16 protein-coding genes are annotated in these 22,776 nt (G+C 56.3%); all 16 read right to left on the bottom strand.

The window, feature by feature from the left end; genetic code table 11:
* Positions 1–612: 612 nt before the first annotated feature.
* The 16 genes from DW089_RS11360 to DW089_RS09195 all read right to left on the bottom strand — a co-directional run bounded on the left by DW089_RS11360 (position 613) and on the right by DW089_RS09195 (position 22,352).
* Positions 613–828, bottom strand: a complete 216-nt coding sequence (locus DW089_RS11360; protein ID WP_158572355.1) for a hypothetical protein — start codon at positions 826–828, stop codon at positions 613–615.
* A 945-nt stretch (positions 829–1,773) separates the two neighbouring features.
* On the bottom strand, positions 1,774–2,769 hold the full coding sequence (locus DW089_RS09125) for a biotin--[acetyl-CoA-carboxylase] ligase (RefSeq protein WP_105327519.1): 996 nt from the start codon (positions 2,767–2,769) through the stop codon (positions 1,774–1,776).
* Positions 2,770–2,887: 118 nt separating this feature from the next.
* Complete coding sequence (ftsH, locus tag DW089_RS09130) at positions 2,888–4,825, bottom strand: ATP-dependent zinc metalloprotease FtsH (protein ID WP_105325895.1); 1,938 nt, start codon at positions 4,823–4,825, stop codon at positions 2,888–2,890.
* Between the two features lie 57 nt (positions 4,826–4,882).
* Positions 4,883–5,422, bottom strand: a complete 540-nt coding sequence (hpt, locus tag DW089_RS09135) for a hypoxanthine phosphoribosyltransferase (RefSeq protein ID WP_118287143.1) — start codon at positions 5,420–5,422, stop codon at positions 4,883–4,885.
* Positions 5,395–6,513: a tRNA lysidine(34) synthetase TilS gene (gene tilS, locus DW089_RS09140; RefSeq protein WP_118287144.1), complete on the bottom strand. Its 1,119-nt coding sequence runs from the start codon at positions 6,511–6,513 to the stop codon at positions 5,395–5,397. The genes hpt and tilS overlap by 28 nt, the downstream gene beginning before the upstream one ends.
* Positions 6,513–6,986, bottom strand: coding sequence for a S1 RNA-binding domain-containing protein (locus tag DW089_RS09145; RefSeq protein WP_118287145.1), 474 nt, complete (start codon positions 6,984–6,986; stop codon positions 6,513–6,515). The genes tilS and DW089_RS09145 overlap by 1 nt, the downstream gene beginning before the upstream one ends.
* Positions 6,987–7,164: 178 nt before the next feature.
* Positions 7,165–7,473, bottom strand: a complete 309-nt coding sequence (locus DW089_RS09150) for a septum formation initiator family protein (protein WP_118287146.1) — start codon at positions 7,471–7,473, stop codon at positions 7,165–7,167.
* 81 nt (positions 7,474–7,554) lie between these two features.
* Positions 7,555–7,830 (bottom strand): HU family DNA-binding protein, encoded by a 276-nt coding sequence (locus tag DW089_RS09155; RefSeq protein ID WP_118287147.1) that lies wholly within the window; start codon positions 7,828–7,830, stop codon positions 7,555–7,557.
* 90 nt (positions 7,831–7,920) lie between these two features.
* Positions 7,921–8,739, bottom strand: a complete 819-nt coding sequence (mazG, locus tag DW089_RS09160) for a nucleoside triphosphate pyrophosphohydrolase (protein WP_118287148.1) — start codon at positions 8,737–8,739, stop codon at positions 7,921–7,923.
* Between the two features lie 12 nt (positions 8,740–8,751).
* The gene (locus DW089_RS09165; protein WP_118287149.1) at positions 8,752–10,308 is read right to left on the bottom strand and encodes a polysaccharide biosynthesis protein; all 1,557 of its coding nucleotides are present in this window, start codon (positions 10,306–10,308) and stop codon (positions 8,752–8,754) included.
* A gap of 1,938 nt (positions 10,309–12,246) precedes the next feature.
* Positions 12,247–15,528, bottom strand: a complete 3,282-nt coding sequence (gene mfd, locus DW089_RS09170; protein ID WP_105325903.1) for a transcription-repair coupling factor — start codon at positions 15,526–15,528, stop codon at positions 12,247–12,249.
* 114 nt (positions 15,529–15,642) lie between these two features.
* Positions 15,643–15,819 (bottom strand): hypothetical protein, encoded by a 177-nt coding sequence (locus tag DW089_RS11510; protein ID WP_199614788.1) that lies wholly within the window; start codon positions 15,817–15,819, stop codon positions 15,643–15,645.
* 1,716 nt (positions 15,820–17,535) lie between these two features.
* A complete protein-coding gene (glpX, locus tag DW089_RS09180; protein WP_105325904.1) occupies positions 17,536–18,498 on the bottom strand; it encodes a class II fructose-bisphosphatase in 963 nt (320 codons plus the stop codon).
* A 125-nt stretch (positions 18,499–18,623) separates the two neighbouring features.
* Complete coding sequence (locus DW089_RS09185; RefSeq protein WP_105325905.1) at positions 18,624–20,243, bottom strand: CTP synthase; 1,620 nt, start codon at positions 20,241–20,243, stop codon at positions 18,624–18,626.
* Positions 20,244–20,275: 32 nt separating this feature from the next.
* Complete coding sequence (argS, locus tag DW089_RS09190) at positions 20,276–21,934, bottom strand: arginine--tRNA ligase (RefSeq protein ID WP_105325906.1); 1,659 nt, start codon at positions 21,932–21,934, stop codon at positions 20,276–20,278.
* Positions 21,867–22,352 (bottom strand): DUF1934 domain-containing protein, encoded by a 486-nt coding sequence (locus tag DW089_RS09195; protein ID WP_105325907.1) that lies wholly within the window; start codon positions 22,350–22,352, stop codon positions 21,867–21,869. Before DW089_RS09195 ends, argS begins: the two co-directional genes overlap by 68 nt.
* Between the last annotated feature and the right edge of the window lie 424 nt (positions 22,353–22,776).

Consider the following 22,776-nt stretch of genomic DNA (forward strand, 5'->3'; position numbering starts at 1 on the left):
ACCGTTGCCTTCCACTTACCTGTTCGCAGCTTCGCTCGAACAGGTAAAGAGGAAGGTGCCGGCGAATTAGCCGGCGGATGGAGTTCACAACCAAAATGCCCTGAAGGCCAATGCAGACACGCTCTAAGAAAGGCCAAAATGCCTGGACCGCCCCAACCGCCTTCCTGACGTCAGGCATCTTCCCCGTTTCAGCTGTTCCACAGCTGAAACGGAGAAGACGAGTGGGCGGAGAAGGCAAGCGGCCGGGAGGCCGAGCGGTTCGCCGTACTCCAGTCATTTTCGCCTTTCAGGCTCAATTCCTGGACGGCTATCGCAGGGGGCGTATATTCCATTTCTCTACGGCTAGAGCCTTGAGAAATGGATACGACTCCCTAATACCTGGTTGAAAAACACAATACCCGGCATTCAACAGACCTCTCCAAACATTTCGGCCGAAGGCCGCTGCCTTCCACTTACCAGTGCACTGCTTGGCGTGCACTGGAGAAGAGGAAGGTGCCGGCAATTCGCCGGCGGATGGAGTTCGCAACCAAAATGCCCGGAGGGCCAAATTTGGTTTTAGTACTTCTCAATTAAAAGCCTAATACCTGGGTTGCCCCATCCGCCTTCCTAGCGTCAGGCACCTTCCCCACGTCCACTCTCCCCCTCTGCGCCTCTAGTAGCCTTGGAATAGGCGCATCTTCCCCATTTCAGCTGTTCCACAGCTGAAACGGAGAAGACAATGGGCGGAGAAGGCAGGCGGCTGGTGGCCAAGCGGTTCGCCGTACTCCAGTCATTTTCGCCTTTCAGGCTCAATTTCTGGACGGCTGTCGCAGGGGTCGTATATTCCATTTCTCCGCGGCCAGGGCCTTGAGAAATGGATACGACTCCCTAATACCTGGATGAAAAGCGCAATACCCGGCATCCAGCAGACCTCTCCAAACATTTCGGCCGAAGGCCGCTGCCTTCCACTTAACAGTGCGCTGCTTGGCGTGCACTGGAGAAGAGGAAGGTGCCGGCGAATTCGCCGGCGGATGGAGTTCACAACCAAAATGCCCGGAGGGCTAAGTCATGTATTCCAGTAGTTCACTACTGAAATCATAATACCTGGACCGCCCCAACCGCCTTCCTGACATCAGGCACCTTCCCTTGAACACGCCCCATCTGCGCCTTTGGAATTCTTATGCTAGGCGCATCTTCTCCGTTTCAGCTGTTCCACAGCTGAAACGGAGAAGACAATGGGGGGAAGGAACGTTCCGCCCCCGGCATTAAAGCGGAACAAGGATGGGGTTCACAACCAGGATGCCCGGAGGGCTAAGTCATGTATTCCAGTAGTTCACTACTGAAATCATAATGTCTGGCCTGCCCCAACCGCCTTCCTAACGTCAGACACCTTCCCTACGTCCACTCTCCCCCTCTGCGCCTCTAGTAGCTTTGAAATAGGCGCATCTCCCCCATTTCAGCCGTTTCCACGGCGAAATGGAGGAGACAATGGGCGGAGAAGGCAAGCGGGCGGTAGCCGAGCGGTTCGCCGTATACCGGTCATCAGCACCCTACAGGTTTGATTCCCGGACGGCTGTCGCAGGGGTCGTATATTCCATTTCTCTACGGCTAAAGCCTTGAGAAATGGATACGACTCCCAAAACCTGGATGAAAACCGTAATACCTTGTTAGCCCCCGGGTTGTTCGCAACTCGCTGCGCAGCTGCGTTCTTCTCCATTCAAAAAAGACGTACCGCTCTCCTCAGCGGTACGTCTTTTTCCATTTCCTATTCTTTTCTCTTTTCCCTTTTCCTTCTTATGCGTACTTGCCGGTCCCATGGGCGGGTCTGATGGACACGTCGCCAGCCAACACTTTTTCTATTTCTCCGTTTTCTTTTTTCACCAGCAGGGCGCCGGTGTCGTCGATATCCAGGGCTTCTCCCAAATAGGTGGCGTCGGGGGAGATGACTTTGACCATGCGGCCCAGGGTAGCGGAGTATTCTCTCCACTGGTCGAAGACGGGGGCGAAGCCGTTTTTGCAGGCTTCGTCATAATAGTATTCCATGTAATCCAGGACTTTGGCCAGGAGTTGGACTCGGTCTACGTGGGTACCGGTGACGTCTTCTATAGAGACGGCGGAGGCTCTGAGTTCCTCGGGTACCATTTCTCTGGGGACGCAGACGTTGATGCCGATGCCTACCACCAGGTAGTTGATGTGGCCGAATTCGGCGCTCATTTCGGTCAGGATGCCTACGAGTTTGCGGTTATCCAGCAAAACGTCGTTGGGCCATTTGATGAGGGCTTCTACGCCGCAGACTTCTCTAATGGCGCGGACTACGGCCACGGCAGCGAGCAGGGTCATTTTGGGGGCTTCCTGGGGCAGGAAGGTGGGTTTTAAGAGCACGGAGAACCACAGTCCTTTGCCTTTGGGGCTGTACCAGCCTCTGGCCAGTCTGCCTTTGCCGCCGGTTTGTTCTTCGGCTACGCAGATGGTGCCGTCTTCGGCGCCGGTGCTGGCGAGTTTTTTCAGGACTTCGTTGGAGGACACGACGGTGTCTTCGTAGCAGATGTGATGGCCGATGAAGCGGGTGGTCAGGGCGTCGCCGATTTCTGCGGGCAGCAGTTTATCGGGTACGCCGGTGAGGACGTAGCCTTTTTTGGTGTAGGCTTCAATCTGGTAGCCTTCTTTTTTCAGGGTTTGGATGTGTTTCCAGATGGCTGTCCGGGTAATGCCCAGGGTCTTGGCCAGTTCTTCCCCGGATACGGGGGTGGGTGCTTTATCTTTCAGGATTTTTAGTATTTCGTTGCGCATCGTCGTCATCCTTTCGTTTCTCATAACGTAAAGAATCGTTAACACAAAGTCTGGAAAAAAGGGCTGTGTCTGGCACAGCCCTTGGTTTGGTTTGTAAATGTGTTTCCTTCTCCCCGCCCTACGCCTGAGGTACTTCGCTGGTGCTGGGTTGGGGTGCTGCTGCGGGGGCAGCTGCTTCGGTGGTCACAGGGGGAATGGGTGCGGGGGTACCGTCAGCCGGGGGTTCATTTTTCGGGGCTTCGGGGTTCTCGCCTTTTTCCAGGATGTGGCCGTATTTCAGCAGTTCTTCAATCTCATGGCCTTCCAGGGTTTCCCGTTCGATCAGGGCCTGGGCGATGAGGTGGAGTTTGTCGATGTTTTTGCTCAGCAGGGTGACAGTGCCTTCATAGGCTTCGTCAATAAACCGGCGGATTTCGCTGTCAATCTGGGCAGCGACTTTTTCGCTGTAGTTGTTTTCTCTGCCGATATCCCGGCCCAGGAAGACTTGTTCCTGGCGATGGCCGAAGGTTACGGCGCCCAGGACGTCGCTCATGCCGTATTCGCAGGTCATCTGGCGGGCCAGTTCGGTGGCGCGCTGGAGGTCGTTGCTGGCGCCGCTACTGATTTCATGGAGCACCAGGGCTTCTGCCACACGGCCGCCCAAAAGGACTTTCAGTTCATCCAGCATTTCGCTGCGGGTAGCGTAGTAACGGTCTTCTTTGGGCAGGCTCAGGGTATAGCCGCCGGCTCTGCCTCTGGGGATAATGGTAACCTTGTGGACAGGGTCGGTATGGTCCAGCATCATGCCCACCAGGGTATGGCCGCCTTCATGGTAGGCAGTCAGGCGTTTTTCTTCGTCGGTGATAAGGCGGCTCTTGCGTTCGGGTCCCATCATGACGCGTTCGGCGGCTTCTTCCATGTCGCTCATGGTGATGGTCATCTGGTTATGCCGGGCTGCCAGGAGGGCGCCTTCGTTGACCAGGTTGGCCAGGTCGGCGCCGGTAAAGCCGGGGGTACGCCGGGCCAGGATGCCCAGGTCCACGTTGGAGTCGATGGGTTTGCCTTTGGTGTGTACCCGCAAGATGGCGCGTCTGCCGCGCACGTCGGGTTTGTCCACCACAATCTGGCGGTCAAAGCGGCCGGGCCGCAGAAGGGCCGGGTCCAGGATATCCGGGCGGTTGGTGGCGGCAATCATGATGATGCCTTCGTTGGCGCCAAAGCCGTCCATTTCGACCAGCAATTGGTTCAGGGTCTGTTCCCGTTCGTCGTGTCCGCCGCCCAGGCCTGCGCCTCTCTGGCGGCCTACGGCGTCGATTTCGTCGATGAAGACAATGCAGGGGGCGTTTTTCTTGGCCTGGTCAAACAGGTCCCGGACACGGGAGGCGCCCACGCCGACGAACATTTCCACAAAGTCGGAACCGGAGATGCTGAAGAAGGGCACGCCGGCTTCGCCTGCTACGGCTTTGGCCAGCAGGGTTTTACCGGTGCCAGGAGGGCCGTACAGCAGTACGCCTTTGGGAATCTTGGCACCCAGTTGGTTGTACTTCTGGGGTGCCTTGAGGAATTCTACGACTTCTTCCAGTTCCTGCTTGGCTTCATCAGCGCCGGCCACGTCCTTAAAGGTGACCTTGCTCTTGCCGTCGCCGTACAGTTTGGCTTTGCTCTTGCCAAAGCTCATGACCTTGCTGCCGCCGCCCTGGGCGTTGTTCATCATGAAGAACCACAGGATCACGATGACCACCATGGGCAGCAGGGAAGTCAGGAGAGAACTGAGCATGGAGGGCTGGGGCGGCAGTTCTGCCCGAATCTCCACGTCACGGGCCCGGAGGGTATCCACCATTTTGTCGTCCCGGGGGGCGATGGTGGTAAACTCGGCGCCGCTCTTCAGCTTGCCTTTGATCACGGAGTTGTCCACGATGGTGACGGATTTCACGTCATCCTGCTGGACTTCCTTCATGAAGTTGCTGTAACTCATTTCGTTCTTGGGGACGTTGGAGGCGTTATAGTAGTCGTAAATCCACACGCCCAGAATCACTACGAGCAGGTAAAATACCAGGTTTCGAATAAATTTGCTCACGCGCAGCTCCTTTCCTGTCTGAAGGTGCTTCCAAGGGAAGGGTTCCAGACACGGACATTATTTTTCATATACAGATCTCTTGAGAATGCCAATAAAGGGCAGGTTCCGGTATTCTTCATCGTAATCCAGACCAAAGCCCACGACAAATTCGTCGGGGATCTCAAAACCGGCGTAGTCCGGCAGGACTTTCACCAGTCTTCTTTCTTTTTTATCCAGCATGGCGGCAACCTTCAGGGTCTTGGGGTTGCGGTTGCGCAGCAGCTCGCCTACGGCCTTCAGGGTCAGCCCGGTGTCGATGACGTCGTCCACCAGGAGAATGTTCTTGCCGGCCAGGTTCCGGGAGGTATCGTATTGGATATCCACCTTGCCGGTGGTGGTGGTGCCGGAGCCATAGGAGGAGGCTTTGATAAAGTCAATGCGTACGGGCACGGTGATGTGCTGGGTCAGTTCCGTCAGGAAATAAGCGGCGCCCTTGAGCAGACCGATGACCACCAGTTCCTGGCCTTCGTAGTCCTTGCTAATTTGGGCACCCAGCTGGGCAATCCGTTCCTTCAGGGATTTTTCGTCAATCAGTACTCTTTCGATATTTTCATGCATTTTCGCTGCTGCTCCTTTTTTTGGTATTTGGCTGCCCGCTCCTTGCTGCGGGCGATGGTATTTTTACGGGCGGTGAGCCTGCCCTGGCGGTAGGTCACCCGTACCTTTCCCGGTACGTCCAGGGACTTGCCCCCGATGCCCCGCAAAATCAATTGGTATAGCTGCTGCACCTGGTCAAAGCGCATTTCGCTGCCTCCGGCGTCCTCCACCAGCTGGCGGAGGATCCGGGTGCTGACGGCCAGGGGCAGGGCCAGAAAGTCGGTGCCGGTGTCCAGCACAAAGCCTTCCGGGGTGCGTTTCTGGTGGTCCTGGGTATAGGCCGTGGCCAGTTCTCCCAGGCATTCCTCATCCCAGGCTGCCACCGCGGCGCTTTGGGCCAGCTGGATGGCAATCCGGGGGTTCTGCTCCCTGAGCAGGGGCAAAAGCACCTTGCGGACCCAGTTCCTGCGCAGGGCGGTATCGTCGTTGGTGCTGTCCGTGCAGTAGGCTAGGTGCCGGGCCCTGCAATAGGCTTCGGTATCCTGGCGGGTGGCGGAAAGCAGGGGTCTTGCCACGTACCCCTTGACAGGCAGCATGCCCCGAAAGCCCCGGGTGCCCGCCCCCCTTAGGAGGTTTAACAGCACCGTTTCGGCCTGGTCGTCCAGGTGATGGGCGGTAAAGATGGCGCTTGCCCCCACCCTTTGGCGGCAGCCTTCCAGGGCCTCATAGCGCAGGCGCCGGGCGGCGTCCTCCAGGGAAAGCCCCGCGCCCTCAGCCAGGGCTTTGGGGTTAATGTCCAGCCGGACAAAGGCTGCCCCCTGCTCCTTGCAGTAGGCTTCCACCAGCTGGGCGTCCCGTTCGGCTTCGTCCCCCCGCAGGTGGTGCTGCACATGGGCCACCAGGATATCCACCCGGTCCAGGGCGCCGGCGTCCAGCATGGCGTCGGTGAGGGCCAGGGAATCGGCGCCTCCCGAGCAGGCTGCCAGGACGGTGGTGCCGCTCTGCCACAGGGGGCTGCGCCGCACCAGTTCCAGAAGCTTGTTCTCCGGGTCCTTACAGCAGGCCTCTGAAACAAAAAAAGGTACTTCCGAGGAAGTACCTTTCGTGTCCATTAATCTCCTCTGCGGGCACCGCTGCCGCCCCGTTTTGATTCTGTATTCCGTTTGAGATCCAGCAGGCGGTCATCGCTTTCTTTCATAAAGCGGGACAGCTTGTCCTCAAAGGACATAGGACCTGCTGCCTTGGGCGCGCCAGCATGAAAATGCTTGCCTTCCGGCCGTTTGTTCTCAAAGCGCCGCGATTCAAAATGTTTGGGTTCCCCGGTTCTCTTTTCGGCTTCCGGCTGTGCGGCCGGCATCAGGGCCTTCAGAGACAACCCGATTTTGCCTTTATCGTCGATGGAAACGACTTTCACCGTGACTTTCTCTTTGACCTTCAGGAAGTCATGTACATCCTTAACGAATACGTTAGACACCTCAGAAATGTGAATCAAACCCACTTTATTTTCCGGTAATTGCACAAAAGCTCCGAAGTTGGTAATCCCGGTGACTACCCCTTCTATCACAGCTCCCTTATCCAAAGCCATAGGTGAAAGACATCCTCCTTAAAAGTATTGTTACGTTAACCATTATACCGTTGTTAAGGAAAGTTCGTCAAGACGCAAAATAACTGAGTTCCTGCGAATTGGCGGCCTTTTTAGGCGCTTTCGGAGGTTTCTGGAAGCGGCGCTTCCTGTAGATACTATAAAAACAAGCTTCCAGGAACTATTTCCCGGAAGCTTTGGCTTTGTCCTTACCGTCAATCATAAACAAGGGAATCTCGTTCTTTCCCACCATGTTGTGCTCATTGCGGGCGACCTTCTCGATGTAATGAATGTCTCCCAAGTTTTCCTTCTCCTGTTCCAGCTGGGCGTTTTCCTTTTTCAGGGAATCCACCTTCGCCTGGGTTTTCACCGTTTCCTTGTGGACGCAGTAAAGGTCATAGCCTTGGCTGGCTACACGAAACAGAAAAAGGCTTAGAATGGCTGCCAGTCCCAGTACAAAGTAACGTGGAATCTTTCTTTTTGCTGTCATGGTCCATCCTTTCCTGTTTGTTCAAACCCAGAGAAAAAAAGCAACCTGATACCCGGGGCATCAGGCTGCAGTGCAGAGCAATTACTTGTTTACGGCATCCTTGAAAGCTTTGCCGGCTTTGAAAGCGGGAACTCTAGCTTCTTCGATTTGGATGGTTTCACCGGTACGAGGATTTTTGCCGCTGCGAGCATTGCGAACCCGAGCTTCGAAAGTACCAAAACCAATCAGCTGTACCTTGTCATCCTTGGCAACAGCTTCTTTAACGGTATCGATAAATGCGTTTACGGCCTTTTCAGCGTCTTTTTTCGGCAGAGCGGTTTTAGACGCAACTTCAGAGATCAGTTCACTTTTGTTCATAAGAAATCCTCCTAAATACTTATTGCGCCCTTCTAATGGCGCCCGACTGTAGACATAGTAGCACAAACCCAGTAAAAATGCACGTGTTTTTTATTTAGTCACAGAAAAATGCTGTTTTGCCTGGTTCCAGAGGGCCGTCAGGTCCTCCAAAGACAGGTCTTTCCACTCCCTGTGGTCAGCCTTTACCAGCGCCTCTACGTACCGAAAGCGCCGGTCAAATTTGTTGCAGGCCCGGTTCAGGGCCGTTTCCGGCTCCAGCTCCAGCTTTCTTGCGTAAACCGCCAGGGCGAACAGGGCGTCCCCCAGTTCTTCCTCGGTGTGGTCCCCGTCTCCGGCCTCTGCGGCCTCCTGGAGCTCCAAAAGTTCCTCGTCCACCTTCTGCCTTGCGGCAGGGGCGTCCGGCCAGTCAAAGCCCGTTTTGGCGGCTTTGGCGCTAAGTTTGTAGGCCCGCATGAGAGAGGGCAGGCCCTTGGCAATGCCGTCCAGGACGCTTTTCCGGTCGGTCTTCTCCTTGGCCTTCAGGGTTTCCCAGTTGGCCACCACCTGGGCCGCCCCGTCCACCTGGGTATCGCCAAACACGTGGGGGTGGCGGTAAACCAGCTTGTCCACCACGTCGGTGATGATGTCCTGCATGGAGAACAGCCCGTCCTCCTCGGCCAGCCGGGCGTGGAAGACCACCTGGAGGAGCACGTCCCCCAGTTCTTCCCGCATACCGGGCACGTCGCCCTCGTCAATGGCCTCCAGCATTTCGTAGACCTCCTCCACCAGCTCCCGGCGCATGGAACGGTGGGTTTGGACCTGGTCCCAGGGACAGCCCCCGGGCTCACGGAGTACCTGCACCAGCTGGATCAGCGGACGCAGGTCCAGCACGCCGGGGGTAGTGGGTGCAGGGGGAATGGGTTTATGCATGGTGTTGCCTCCTTAGTTTTTTCTCTTGAGCAGTTTTTTCAGCTCCCCTACGCCTACTTCTTGCGTCAGCAGCAGGGCGGCCAGATACAGGGCAGCCCCCAGGGCCACGGTGGCCAAGATGCCGGGAACGAAGGGCAGGGCCTTGGACAGGACGTTCTTCCAGGCAAAAAGGACGGCGCCTCCCATGACGGCGGAAGCGATGAGTATCCGTCCCAGATGGACAAAAGGGAAGGTGATTTTGTCGGTCTTATACATGAAAAATACATTGGCGCAGCCGGCCAGGGCCAGGTTGGCGTCGGTGGCCCAGGCGGCCCCCAAAATGTTATAGGCGGGGTTGGCGGCCAGGACCCACAGCAGGCTGACCTTCACCACCAGGCTCAGCAGCATATTGATCATGGGAATCCGGGTATGCCCCAGGCCCTGAAGGATAGCCGTGGACACCTGGTGAAGCCCCAGAAAGAAGATGGCCGGGGCCAGGGCGGTGATCACCGCGCCGGCGTGGCTGGTGCCGTACAAAAGCCGGGAGAACGGCGCCCCCAGTACGCAGACGCCCACTGCGGCCGGGAGATTCAGCAGCAAAAAGAAGCGGATGGCCCGCTGGGCTTTGTCCTGCATCAGGTCCCTGCGATGGAGCACTTTGGCCTCGCTGATGGCGGGGACCACGGAGGCGGCCAGGGAGTTGGTGGGAATGGTTCCCATGTTCACCAGAGGCATGGCCATGCCGGACAAATACCCCAGAGCCTGGGTGGAGGCGGCTACGGTAAAGCCGGCCGCCAGCAGCCGGTCGGGGACCAAAATCATCTCAATCCCGGACACTACAGGCACCATCAAATTGGCGCAGGTGACGGGCAGCGCCAGGGTGATAATCTGCCAGGCTGTCCGCGACACAGAAACACGCTCCGTCACGGCGGAGGCGCTCTCCAGGGTGCGCCAGCGGCGCTGCTGTTTATAATAGAAGCCTCCTAAAATCAGAAGACTTGCAATGGCGCCGGGAACCGCACCAAAGGCCGCTCCAGCGGCCGCCATAGGAAGTCCCTGGGGCAGCAGCAGATAGGCCAGAATCACCATGGTCACCACCCGGGTAAACTGCTCGGCAATCTGGCTTACGGCGGTGGGTACCATTTCCTGGAACCCCTGGAAATACCCCCGGAAACAGGAGACAGGGATGGAAATGGCAATGGCGGGCACCAGGGCCAGCATGGCGTACCGGGCCCGGGCGTCCTTGATGATATGGCTGTCAATGAGCCAGGGAATCAGCCCCAGGGCCAGCGCTGCCAGGGCAAGGCCCCCCAGGAACATAAGCCCCACAGAGGTCCACAGCACCTGCCGGGCACCCTTTTGGTCCCGGGCAGCGGCCCGTTGGGAAATCATAATGGAAATGGCCGCAGGAATCCCGGCAGCGGACAGGGACACCAGCAGCAGGTAGATGGGGTAGGCAATCTGGTAGAGCCCAATCCCCTCCCCGCCTAGAAGGCGGGAGAGCAGGATCCGGTTCACCGAGCCCAGTACCTTCACCATCAGCCCGGCTGCTGCCAGGATTAAGGTTCCTTTCATAAAGCGGTCTGCCATGGATGTGACTCCTTTCACAGGTCATTTAGCCGTTAAGCGATTGGTTAAGCGTTAAAAAGGGGGTGAAGAAGTGGGAGGGGGAATAGTGAAAAAGAAAAAGGAAATGGCCTACACTTTTCTGCGAAAAGTGTAGAGGTGTTTTTGGGAATATATGGGGCCGCAGGGCGGCCTAGGGAACCCCTATTGGCACCTGCGGTGCCATTTTCCCCGGAGGGGAAAGGTTTGTCCCCTTTTGGGGCTAGTGCAAGAAGGACGGTAGCTCAACTACAGAAAAATTGGATTTTGGTCGTGCGGTCCGCAAACCTGAAGTGATGTGGTGCCGGGAATCCCCGAGCGGTTCGCCGTATTCCAGTCGCCGTCACCTTGCAGGTTTGGCTCCTGGACGGCTGTCGCAGGGGTCGTATATTCCATTTCTCTACGGCCAAGGCCTTGAGAAATGGATACGACTCCCTTAGTCAGCCTGCGGCTGCCAGCTCCCCCCAGCGGTTCGCCGTGTTCCAATCAGCTACGTCCTGACGGACTTGCTTCTTGGACGGCTATCGCATGGGCCTTATTAACCAAACAGCCACTTGAAGAATCTGCGGGCTGTTTGGATGCGGCCGCATAAAGGTTGGAGCCTTTAAAAGGTCGTGCGGTCTGCGGGGCGTAGTGCAGACATCCTACTTTTGAACCCCATCCGCCGGCGAGTTCGCCGGCACCTTCCCCTTTACCAGTGCACGCCAAGCAGTGCACTGGTAAGTGGAAGGCAGATGCGGCCAAAGGCCGCAAAAGGAGCACTCTCCGTCGCCTCTCGGCGCCACCTGCGCCCGCCCGCGCGCGAGGTCAGCTTCTCTACAAAATTCGCAATAACAATGTATTTTATTCTTCTTTTCCACCCCCACATTGTGCTCAATAAAATGTAATTTTAGAAACGTGGTGGTACATAAGTTTTGACTTCCATCAAGAGTGAGGGAAGTGGCGCCGGAAGGCGACGAAGAGAGTTCTAATAATATTAAAATAGCAATATAATTATACTTTGTTTGAAGCATAAAGTATGGTTTTAAACTTCCTTCGTCAGCCTAGCGGCTGACACCTACCACAGTGGTTCGCTGCTAGCCAGTCATTTTCGCCCTACGGGCTCAATTCCTGGGCAGCTATCACATGGCTCGCGTACACCAAACAGCTTCTGGAATACTTGTATCGCTGTTTGGACGCGAACGCAACGCTTGTGGTAGGCGTCCAGGCCACCACTGGTCAAGTAAAATCCAAAATATAGTTGCTGATAAGAAGATGACCATTAGTGGCCTAAGACCGGCCCCTGAGTGGTTCGCGGCATGCTGCTCAGCTTCACCTTCCAGGTTCGCTTTGCAGGCCGCTATCACATGGCTCATATTAACCAATTCTCTGCGGCATATAGCCTTGAGAATTGGATATGAGCGCAAAGCGTTGAAGGGGCTGTCAGCCCGTAGGGATGACTGAGGAAGTTTATCCAGCTTTTCTGCGGCCCCCGGCCGCATGTCTTCTCCGTTTCAGCTGTGGAGCAGCTGAAATGGGGAAGATGCGCCTATCATAAGAATTCCAAAGGCGCAGATGGGGCGTCTTCAAGGGAAGGTACTTTTTCCTTATTTAGCTTCCTCAAGCGTTGCGGTCACGTCCAAATATCGTCACGAGTTACTCAAAAGATATTTGGAATACGTGACCCATGTGATAGCGGCCTGCAAAGCAAGTCCGTAGGACGCCGCTGCGCAGCGAGCCGCGAACCACTAGGAAGCTGGCCCGCCACTACCTTCCACATTTATGGGGAAGGGGAACCGCCCGAAGGGTGGTGGAAAGGGGCGGGACGGAAAGAGTTTACAATTGAAGGCGGTTGGGGCCTGCACTATCAAACTTCTAGAACTAGCCTTTTGCAAGCAACGGAAGCGTTGCTAAATCAGCCTCCTCCCCCATTATACCAAGCCTTCACACCAACCGTGGGATATTTTTCTCCAGCCAGGTTAAGGGGTCGCCTTTCATGCCATGGGTTTTAAGAATGAATTGGGGTTGGGCGGCGACTTTCAAGTTGGCTCTGGGGACGTATTCTCTGATCAGGGCTTTCAACACGTCGGGGTTGGCGGTGCTGTGCTGGTGGAAGGTGATGCGGATTTCTCCGGGTCTTACGGAGATGCCGATGATGCGGAGTTTCCGGCACAGGTCTCTCAGGGCAGCTACGCGCCACAGGTTCACGACCTGCTCTGGCGGGGTGCCAAAGCGGTCGATGATTTCGTCCATAAGGTCGTCTTTTTCTTCGTATTTCAATGCCCCCAGGCGATGGTAGATTTCCATTTTGTACCGGGGGTTGGCGATGTATTCGTCGGGGATGTAGGCGTCCAGTTTCATATCGCTGACGGGGTCCGGGATCACGGGTTCCTGGGGATCGGCGCCGTTTTGCAGGGCGTTGATGGTCTGTTCCAGCAGCCGGCAGTACAGGTCAAAGCCTACGCCGGCAATCTGGCCGTGCTGTTCGGCGCCCAAAAGGTTTCCGGCGCCGCGGATTTCCAGGTCCCGCATGGCGATTTTAAAGCCGGCGCCCAGTTCGGTAAAGTCCCGAATGGCCTGGAGGCGTTTCTGGGCAATTTCGCTGAGGACGCGGTTCTTCTTGTACAGGAAGTAGGCATAGGCCAGCCTAGAGGAGCGTCCTACTCTGCCCCGCATCTGGTACAGCTGGGACAGGCCGAAGTTCTCGGCGCCGTCAATGATGATGGTGTTGGCCAGGGGCACGTCCAGGCCGTTTTCGATGATGGTGGTGCACAGGAGGACGTCAAAGTCCCCGTGGTAGAAGCCAATCATCACGTCTTCCAGTTCGTCTTCGGTCATGCGGCCGTGGGCAATGCCGATGGTAAGCCCGGGTACCAGTTCCCGGAGTCTGGTGGCAATGCTGGTAAGGCCCTCGATGCGGTTGGACACGTAGTAGATCCGGCCGCCCCGGCGGACTTCCCGCTCCAGGGCTTCTTTAATCATGCCCTCGTCGTACTCGGCCACGTAGGTTTCTACGGGCAGCCGGTCTTCGGGCGGGGACTCGATGATGCTCATGTCCCGGCCTTTGACCAGGGCCAGGTGCAGGGTCCGGGGGATGGGCGTGGCGGACAGGGTCAGCACGTCAATGCCGGCGCTCCACTGCTTCATTTTCTCCTTCTGGGCCACCCCAAAGCGCTGTTCCTCGTCGATGATGAGGAGCCCCAGGGACTGGAAGGAGATGTCCGGGGACAAAATCCGGTGGGTGCCGATGATGATGTCAATCTGGCCGGCGGCCAGTTTCTTGATGATTTCCCGCTGCTCCTTGGCGGACCGGAAGCGGCTGAGCATTTCGATATTCACGCCAAAGGAGGCCATGCGCTGGGTAAAGGTCAGCAGGTGCTGCTGGGCCAGGACGGTGGTAGGGGCCAGGACGGCTACCTGCATGCCGTCCATCACGGCCTTGAAGGCGGCCCGAATGGCCACCTCGGTTTTGCCGTAGCCCACGTCGCCGCACAGGAGCCGGTCCATGGGAACGGGCTTTTCCATATCGGCCTTGATTTCCGCAATGGCTTTCAGCTGGTCCGGGGTTTCCTCAAAGGGGAAGCTGTCCTCGAATTCCTTCTGGAGGGGGGTATCCGGGGCAAAGGCATGGCCCGGGGTGATTTTCCGCTGGGCGTACAGCCGCAGCAGCTCGGTGGCCAGGATGGTAATGGCCTTCTGGGCCTTGGTCCGGGCTTTCTGCCAGTCGTTCCGGCCCATATTGGACAGCTTGGGCGGGGTGCCCTCGTTGCCGATGTATTTGTGCAGCAGGCCCACCTGCTCTACGGGTACGTGGAGCTTGTCGCCCTTGGCGTACTGGAGCTGCAGGTAGTCCCGATGGACGCCGTCAATGACGATGGTCTCCACGCCCATGTAGCGGCCGATGCCCTGGACGTCGTGGACCACGTAATCCCCCACTGAGATGTCGGAGAAGTAGTTGGTGATGGCAGGGCCCTTGCCCTTTTTCCGGGTAATGCGGCGGCGTTTCTGGGTGCCGAACAGGTCTCCTTCGGTCAAGAGAAGCCAGTTTTCGTTCCAGAAGTAGAAGCCGCTGGTCAGGCTGCCCTGGAACACCAGGCCGCCCTTCTCGGGCAGGGTCAGGGGGTCCGTGGCCAGCTCCATGGGAATGCCGGCGCCCCGGAGGCTTTCGGCGATGCCTGCGGCTTTGTCCCGGGTGCCCATCATAATGAGCGGGTGGACGCCCTGGCTGATCCAGCCGGACAGGTCTTTTTGCAGCAGCTCGGTATTCTTGTTGTAGGGCGCAATGGTGCGAACCTGAACATGAAGTTTGGGAGCATTGGCAAAGTAGGGATGTCCCAGGTCGCTGACCGCCGCCAGATGGCACTCCTTGGCCAGGTCGATCATCTGGGCCTGGAGCAGCAGCTGGTCGGCAAATTCCCGGTTGTCCCCGAAGCTCTTCTTGCATTCTTCAAAGAAGGCGGAGGGTTCGTCCAGGACCACCAGGGAGTCCGCTGCCAGGTAGGCAAAGATGTTGGAGATGGGCTCCTGGTCCGGCAGGGCAATGGGCATGATGTTGGCCTGTTTGGCCGGGCCGATGCTCCGCTGGGTATCGATATCGAAATGGCGCACCACGTCAATGGTGTTGTCGAACCATTCGATGCGCACAGGATCTTTGTGGTTAATGGGGAAAATGTCCATGATGTCGCCCCGGACGGCCAATTGGCCGATGGTGTCCACCTGTTCGGTGCGTTCGTAGCCGGCTTTCACCAGCTTGGCTACCACGGTCTCCTGGTCAATTTCCATGCCGGGTTTCAGACGGATATTTTCCTTGATGATGCTGTCCGGCGGCGGCAGCTTCTGGATGGCAGCCTCGGCAGTAATGAAGATGATGCCGGGTTCCTGCTTGTAGATCATTTCCAGGGCTGCGGCCCGTTCGGCCAGGACTTCTTCGTTCCGGGTATCCACCTGGCCGTGGATCAGGCTGGCGGGATACAGCTCCCGCATGGCCAGGTCCGGATAGAAGTACGCCAGCTCCCGGCGGTAGGCACGGATGATTTCCCGGTTGGCGGTGAAGATCACCAGGGGCTGCTTGGCCCCGGCCTTTTCCTGAAGAGCGCACAAAAAGCCGACTTTAACAGAAGAAGTTAAGCCGGTGAGAGTAACGGGCCCCTTGGCATTTTGCCAGAGAGAAGCCCCGTCCCCTACGTTTTTTTCGTTTAAAAGCAAAGGAATGATTTCATTAGACATATTAGATACTACCAATCTACATAGAGATGTAAAAGGATTAGGTACTGCGCAAAAGTGCAGCTTGGGGTGCGGACAGGCTCGTTGGGCGGGCTGGTATAGGATAGGCGTGATGCGTTACCAATATGGGTGCAGGCCCATTCGGGAATCTTTGATGATGTTCGCAATGTTTGCCTTTCCGTTCTCTTTGGGGTATATTTTCAAAAACGCGACGGAGCGCTGATTGTTTTTGAAAACATAGCCACCAGTTGGTGCGGTCAGCGAACCTGAAGTGTGCTGGTTCGGGGTATCCACTCTCAGTCACCTTCGGTGACAGCTCTCCCCTAAAGGCGAGAGCTCAATGCCCCGTGGGTCAAGCTTGTTGCAGCTACCATAGTGCGTTTGCGCTGCCCCTCTATCGTGTCCTTACTTTGGGCTTGAGCCTCTGAAGCATCGACACCTTACAGCGGTTCGCAGCTTACCAGTCATCGTCGCCCACTGGGCCTGATTCCTGGGCTGCTGTCGCAGAGGTCTCATTAGCCGTCCTTCTGCGGCTAGTAGCCTTGACGGACGGATGAGACTCTCAAGAGTGGGACCCGCAAGGGCCTATCAGGACGACGATGAAGACTCCAGGACACTGCGGAGTGGCAGTTACGTTGCGCAAATTTGGCTTGTGTGTACTCGCCCCTCCGGGGCAGCTGGAGCGAGGGGACCTTCCGTCACCCTGCGTTCCAATGAGCCGCAGCCGACCCACCACACAAGCCAGGAACGCACGGTGACGACTTCCTCGTTGGTGCTTCGCTACGCTCAGCACAGGGCAGCATCCAAGGGAAATGGATGCTGCCGCAACGAGGCAGACGCATTGGTTTTGCGCTGTTCCCATTGTTTGCAATAGGCTAGTTCTAGAAGTCTGGTAGTGCTGCCCCCCATCCGCCGGCGATTTCGCCGGCACCTTCCCTTGAACACGCCCCATCTGCGCCTTTGGAATTCTTATGCTAGGCGCATCTTCCCCATTTCAGCTGCTCCACAGCTGAAACGGAGAAGACGAGTGGGCGGAGAAGGCATGCGGCCTGCGGCCGCGAAAAAGCTGGATAAACTTCCTCAGTCATCCCTACGGGCTAACAGCCCCTCCAACGCTTTGCGCTCATATCCAATTCTCAAGGCTATATGCCGTAGAGAATTGGTTAATATGAGCCATGTGATAGCGGCCTGCAAAGCGAACCTGGAAGGTGAAGCTGAGCAGCATGCCGCGAACCACTCAGGGGCCGGTCTTGAGCCTATACGAGTCATGTACTAAACGGGTATAGCAAAGCAACATAGTTCGTAAATACCTGCACTACCCTAGTTTGTTACTTAACCAGTAGCGGCATAGAACGCTTCCTGCAAGCGTTGCGTTCGCGTCCAAACAGCGCTACAAGTATTCCAAAAGCTGTTTGGTATACGCGAGCCATGTGATAGCTGCCCAGGAATTGAGCCCGAAAGGTGAAAATGACTGGCTAGCAGCGAACCACTGTAGGAAGTGGCACCGCTAGGTGCCGATAGAAGTTTAGCTCCAACAGATTAGTCAATGACCCCAAAAACCTGCCAATATACCCTATTAAAGTTCAAATAATATAATTATATTGCTATTTTAAACTCTCTTCGTCGCCTACCGGCGCCACCTCTGTCACGCTTGATAGAGGTCAACAGTAAGGCACTACCACATTTCTAAAGTTACTTATTTTTGAGAACAATGTGGGAGTACATAAGCAATATAAAGTATATTATTATTGCGAAATTTCTCTAGAAGTTGACCTCACGCGTTTACGGGAGAGGTACCGCCTGCTAGGGCGGGGAAGAGTGCTCCTTTTGCGGCCTCCGGCCGCTGCCTTCCACTTACCTGTTCGCCGCGTTGCGCGAACAGGAGAAGGGGAAGGTGCCTGACGCAGGAAGGCGGTTGGGGTTCAAAACCAAGTTCCCCCACTTTCCCACCAATACAGCAGGGGGGTGTGAATGAATCCACACCCCCTTCTGGTTCTTATGGTATTGGTATTACAGTTTTACGTTGATGTTGCTGCGGTCGAAGGTATGGACTGCATCAACGAAACGTACGGTGCCGGTGGCGTACCGCATGGATACGGTATGGGTCCGGGCGCCGTTGCCGAAGAAGTTAACGCCTCTCAGCAGGTCGCAGTTGGTGATGCCGGTAGCGGTGAACATGCAGTCGTCGCCTTTTACCAGGTCTTCGATGGTCAGGACTTGACGGGTATCGGCAATGCCCATTTCATGGCAGCGCTGGGTTTGTTCGTCGTTTTCAGGCACCAGGCGGGCTTGCATATCGCCGCCCAGGCATTTCAGGCCGGCTGCAGCCAGTACGCCTTCCGGAGCGCCGCCCCGGCCGATGTACATATGGATACCGGTACCTTCAATGCCGCAGTTGACGATGGGATCTACGTCACCATCGCTGATCAGGCGGATGCGGGCACCAGCAGCTCTTACTTCTTCAATGATCTTGCGATGACGGGGACGGTCCAGGGCAACGACGGTCAGGTCGTTGACGTTTCTGTGCATGGCTTTGGCCACGCGTTCCAGGTTTACGCTGACAGGATCGTCAATGTTGATGCAGCCTTTGGCTCTGGGGCCAACGGCGATTTTGTCCATGTACATATCGGGTGCATGGAGCAGGCAGCCCTTGGGGGCAATGGCGATAACAGCGATGGCTCCCAGCTGGCCTTTGGCCACCAGGTTGGTGCCTTCCACCGGGTCAACAGCGATGTCTACTTCGGGACCGCCGGCACCGACTTTTTCGCCGATGTACAGCATGGGGGCTTCGTCCATTTCCCCTTCGCCGATAACTACGGTACCGCTGATGTTGACGGTATCAAACATTTTCCGCATAGCGTCTACAGCCAGTTGGTCAATGCCGTTCTTGTCGCCCCGGCCTACGCCGCGGGCGCTGGCCATGGCGGCTGCTTCTGTTACACGTACAAATTCCATGGATAATTCTCTGTTCATTGCATACGCCTCCAATTATTTTCGGCAATTTGCATTGCTCTTTTATTGTACCAAGAATCCCAAAGAAAAGAAACGGGTTACGGCAAATGCCGCCCGTTTTCTTTTCTGTCTTGCGTTCTTCAGGCTTAGTGCTTCTGGCAAGCCAGGGCAGCAGCGATGAAGTCCTTGAACAGCGGATGGGGATTGGTGGGACGGGATTTCAGTTCGGGGTGGAACTGTACGCCCAGGAACCAGGGATGGACTTCCGTGGGCAGTTCTACGATTTCTACCAGCTTGCCGTTGGGCAGGGTGCCGCCCAGCACCAGGCCCTTTTCGAACAGCTGGTCACGGAGTTCGTTGTTCACTTCGTAGCGATGGCGATGGCGTTCGCTGATCAGGTCGGTGCCATAGGCCTTTTCGGCCAGGGTGCCGGGATACAGCTTGCAGGGGTATTTGCCCAGCCGCATGGTGCCGCCTTTGATTTCCACGCTCATTTGTTCCGGCATCAGGTAAATGACGGGGTACGGGGTGGTTTCGTCAAATTCGGTACTGTTGGCTTTCTTCATGCCGCAGATGTCCCGGGCATATTCGATGACTGCGCACTGCATACCCAGGCAGATGCCGAAGAAGGGAATCTTGTTTTCCCGGGCATAGCGTACGGCACGGATCATGCCTTCGATGCCCCGGTCGCCAAAGCCGCCGGGCACCAGGATGCCGTCCACGCCCTTGAAGATTTCTTCGTAGTTGGCGTCGGCTTCTTCCAGGTCGGAAGCGTTGATGTATTCGATGTCCACATCGGCGTCATGGAAGTAGCTGGCGTGTTTCAGGGCTTCCACGATGGAAATGTAGGCGTCAGGCAGTTCTACGTATTTGCCCACGATGGCAATGGTGGATTTTTTGGCATGGGGTGCCAGAATCTTTTCCACCATGGCATGCCAGGCAGCCATATCCTTGGGTTTGTCTTCCATATCCAGTTTTTTCAGAACCACTTTGTCCAGGCCCTGGTCTTCCAGCAGCATGGGTACTTCGTAGATGCTGGGAGCGGTGATGGATTGGAACACGGCGTCAGCGTCCACGTCGCAGAACATGGCCATCTTTTCCCGCATTTCCCGGCTGATTTCCTTTTCGGAACGGCAAACCAGGATATCGGGGGTAATGCCGATGCTGCGCAGTTCTTTTACGCTGTGCTGGGTGGGTTTGGTCTTCAGTTCGCCGGCAGCGGAGATGTAGGGAACCAGGGTCACGTGGATGTACAGCACATCGTTCTTGCCCACGTCCTTCTTCACTTGGCGGATGGCTTCCAGGAAGGGTTCGCTTTCGATGTCGCCTACGGTACCGCCGATTTCGGTGATCACGAAGTCAGCTTCTTCTTCCCGGCCTACCCGGTACACCCGTTCCTTGATTTCGTTGGTGATATGGGGAATGACCTGTACGGTGCGGCCCAGATAGTCCCCTCTGCGTTCCTTGTCGATAACGGATTGGTAGATCCGGCCGGCAGTCACGTTGGAGTTGCGGGTCAGGTTGATGTCGATGAACCGTTCATAATGGCCCAGGTCCAGGTCGGTTTCGGCGCCGTCGTCGGTAACGAATACTTCACCATGCTGGTAGGGGCTCATGGTCCCGGGGTCAATGTTGATGTACGGGTCGAACTTTTGGATGGTCACCTTATAGCCTCTGCTCTTGAGCAAACGGCCCAGAGATGCGGCCGTAATGCCTTTGCCTAAGGACGAAACCACGCCGCCTGTTACGAAAATATACTTGGTCATTTTTTTCCTCCCTTTTCCGCTTTCTTTCTATATTACATATGTTCCGGTGCGCTGACGCCCAGAATCTTCAAACCATGGCGCAGGGTATTGCCCACAGCTGTAATTAGTGCCAATCGAGCCTGCTGGAGGGCAGGGTCGACGCCCAGTACCCGGCACTGGTTGTAGAAGGAATGGAACATTCCTGCCAGTTCGTAGGTATAGTGGGCAATCTTATGGGGTGCCCGTTCCAGGGCAGCCGTGTCGATGAGCTCGGTGTAGTCGTTGAGCTTCTTGATCAGGTCTATTTCAATGGGCTCCTTCAGCACGGACAGGTCCGCGTTGGGGTCCAGGGTAATCTTTTCGTCGGCCATTTGGCGCAGGATGCTGCAGATCCGGGCATGGGCGTACTGGACGTAGTACACCGGGTTGTCGTTGGAATGCTCGGTGGCCAGGGTCAGGTCAAAGTCCAGCTGGCTGTCCATGCTGCGCATGATGAAGAAGAACCGGGCTGCGTCGGTGCCCACTTCTTCGATGAGCTCGTTCAGGGTCACGCTCTTGCCGGTACGTTTGCTCATCTTTACCAGCTCGCCGTTCCGGTACAGGCTGACCATTTGCAGGATCAGGATTTCCAGGTGGCTGGGGTCGTAGCCCAGGGCCTGCATGGCGGCCTTTACCCGGGGAATGTAGCCGTGATGGTCGGCGCCCCACAGGTTGATCAGGCGGTCAAAGCCCCGTTCGTACTTGTTCCGGTGGTAGGCAATGTCGGCGGCAAAGTAGGTGGAAACGCCGTTGTCCCGGATGACCACTCTGTCCTTGTCGTCGCCGAAATCCGTGGAGCGGAACCATTTGGCCCCGTCCTTTTCGTAGATGTAGCCCTTCTTTTCCAGCTCGGCTACCGCTTCTTCAATCTTATGGGCATCGTGGAGGGATTGTTCACTGAACCACACATCAAAGTGGCAGTTGAAGGCTTCCAGGTCCTCCCGGAGGGCGGCCAGCTTTTCGTCCTTGGCAATGCTCTGGAATTTTTCCAGCCGTTCTGCTTCCGGCATATGGATAAAGCTGTCGCCGTATTTCTTCTGGATCCGTTTGGCGGTGACCACAATGTCTTCCCCGTGGTAGCCGTTTTCCGGGAATTCACAGGGAATGTTGTAGAGCTCCAGGTAGCGGGCGTTCACGGAAGCCGCCAGATTGTGCATCTGGTTGCCGGCGTCGTTGATGTAGTACTCCTGGCTCACATCGTAGCCGGCAGCCTTCATCAGGTTGGCCAGGGCGGAACCCACTGCAGCACCCCGGCCGTGGCCTACATGCAGAGGGCCGGTGGGGTTGGCGCTGACGTATTCAATCTGGATCTTCTCCCCTGCTTTGGCAGGCAGGTTGCCGTAGTTTTCCCCCTGGGCCAGAATATTCCGCAGGGCTGCGGACAGCCAGTCTTCCTTCAAGAAGAAATTCAGGAAGCCAGGTCCGGCAACTTCCACCTTTTCCACACTGGGGCAGTCCAGGAATTCCTGGATGGCACCTGCAATTACCCGCGGCGCGCAGTGCAGATTGCGGGCGGCCTGCAGGGCAAAGTTGGTAGCAAAGTCGCCAAATGCCTTCTGGGGCGGAACGGTGAGAACCACCGGTACCAAATCGCCCTGGGGCAGCTTACCTGCCTGAATGGCTTTTTGGACTGCGGCGATGACCGCTTCTGCCAGTACTTTTTTCATGTCCACGAATTTCTTCCTCCTCAATTTCAATAGTCAAGCGTATGGACCCATTGGGCTGGTCCTGCATTTCCAGGTCGTAAAAGGCCTGTACATGCCAACCCCGGGGCTGACGGACAATGGTCAGGTCCCGGGTGAAGACCATCATGGGCACAGTAAAATACGGGGTCTGGTACTGAAAAGAAGTGTTCCGGCCCCGTACATACGTCTGTCGATGCTCATAACGCCCGTGGCGGATCACCGTCAGGGTGTCTTCCGTCCATTTCAGGGTGGTTTTGGTGCCTTCCATCCCGGTAATGGGTGTTTCCTCATAGCGTACATACGTAGCACGGCCCACCGTCTGCAGCTGGCCGGAAGTGACCAGGTCCAGGGGCTGGGAGCCATCACTTAAATTTTCGCTATGAATCGTAATCTTTACAGGAATCATGGCCTCTCCAAAAAATAAAAGGCACTCTCTTCATGCCAGCACCAGCAGCGCGGCTAAAGGAGCAAGCCCTTAAGTGAATCGTTTTCGATTGGTAAGCATCAGGTTTTTGCCTTATTCTTAGTTATTTTATATTAATAGCTGAGAAAAGGCAAGGGTTTATTAAAGAAAAGTGGGAGGGGTGGGGTGCGGGGGGGCTAGTACGGTCCGCAAACCTGAAGTGTGCTGGCCTGGGGAATCCACTCTCTGTCACCTTCGGTGACATCTCTCCCCTACAGGCGAGAGATTTGGGCGCCCGCTGGGCAGGCGGCCTACGGCCGCAAAAAATGTAGATGAACTTCATCCGTCATCCACATTGTGGATGACACCTTCTACACGTTTGGTATGCTATGAATAAAGTAGACTGGCATATAGTTAAACCTCCTGG

Origin of the sequence: Acidaminococcus sp. AM05-11, from assembly GCF_003472805.1 — a bacterium.
Lineage (GTDB): Bacteria > Bacillota > Negativicutes > Acidaminococcales > Acidaminococcaceae > Acidaminococcus > Acidaminococcus hominis.